Genomic DNA, 1,202 nt, shown 5'->3' with positions numbered 1-1,202 from the left:
CCCCTTGCTCGAACATCTCCACGGCATCGAAACGCACCGCCTCACGCTTCGCCCGCCCCGCGGCGGTCAGACCGCCGCCATCCGCGTACCTCATGACGAGGATGTAGCACCGCCAACGCCCCCTGTCACCCCACCCTTTCAATCTCAGGTGCAACCTCGGGGGGTCTGCACTCCTCGGTCGGCGATGAGATTGCGGCACGCGCCGCTGCACTGGCAGGAGTTGGTGGTGACGGAGTGTTCATGAGCGAGGTTCCGCCGACCGCGGCCGAGTGCGCCCGGGTACTGCGTGAGGTGATCTCCGGTGGTGTCGGCGAGGCATGGGGGGTGGGTGAGGTGGTGGTGACCAGGCATCGGCGGCGGCACTCCAGGTTCCTGACCGAGGTANGCATGACTCGTACCGCAGTGGACGATCAGCGGATCAGGCGGCTCGTCAGTTGCGCGCCGCCGGACTCGACCGTCCCCCGTACCAGGTAGTCCGCACGCTCGGCTTCCACCCGTCGGGAACGCTGGTGACCGAGCATGCTCCGGGCAGGCCCTGGGCGCTGTCGCTGACCGGTTCCGAGGCGGACCGTGCCGTAGAGGCGGTCGTCGGCTTCCTGACCGTCCTGCAGGGCGTTTCGGTGGAGCTGCCGCCCCGCCCCGCACTGCACGAGCAGACGCTGCGCCGGCTTGCGGATCTGGCCGAGTTCGCCGCCATGCATGCGCGGGACGGGCTCGGCGCGGTGCAGTGGCTGGCCGAGCTACTCGATCCGGTCCTGGAGCCGATTGGGAAGGTGCGGTTGGTGGCGGGACACGGGGACCTGCATCCCAAGAACGTCTACCTCGACAGGCTCGCCGCCGTACCGCCGCTCGTGACGGTGATCGACCTGGACCACGCGGGGATGTACGAGCCCGCTCTCGACGTCGGATACGCGGTATGCCAGATCCTGGTGACCGGCACGCACCTGAGTCTTCCCCAGGACGAGCTGGCACGCGTCGCCGGCGGGCTGTGGGGCTGCTATCGCTCACACGGCGGGCGAGCCGACGAGCAGCGGATCGCGGTGCAGGTGGCGTGCGCATTCGTGCAGGTGCTCCACTTCGAGCTGATCGGTTACGGAGGGGGAGGCCGCCGTACCTTGGCTCGTTGGGCACGTCTGGCCACCGAGGTGCTCGACGACGGACCCGGGGCGCTGCGGCGGCTCGCCCGGGGCGCGCGATGACGC

At 69.6% G+C, this 1,202-nt stretch carries 1 pseudogene; it reads left to right on the top strand.

Features of this window, described 5'->3' with window-relative positions:
* Nucleotides 1-419: 419 nt before the first annotated feature.
* Nucleotides 420-1,199 (top strand): annotated as a pseudogene (locus tag QMZ92_RS35880) (aminoglycoside phosphotransferase family protein); the annotation flags it as partial.
* Nucleotides 1,200-1,202: the final 3 nt, after the last annotated feature.

The organism is Streptomyces sp. HNM0645 (assembly GCF_030056615.1).
Classification (GTDB): Bacteria; Actinomycetota; Actinomycetes; order Streptomycetales; family Streptomycetaceae; genus Streptomyces; species Streptomyces marianii.
The sequence above is the reverse complement of the archived record's forward strand: the minus strand, read 5'-3'. Positions and strand labels throughout refer to the sequence as shown.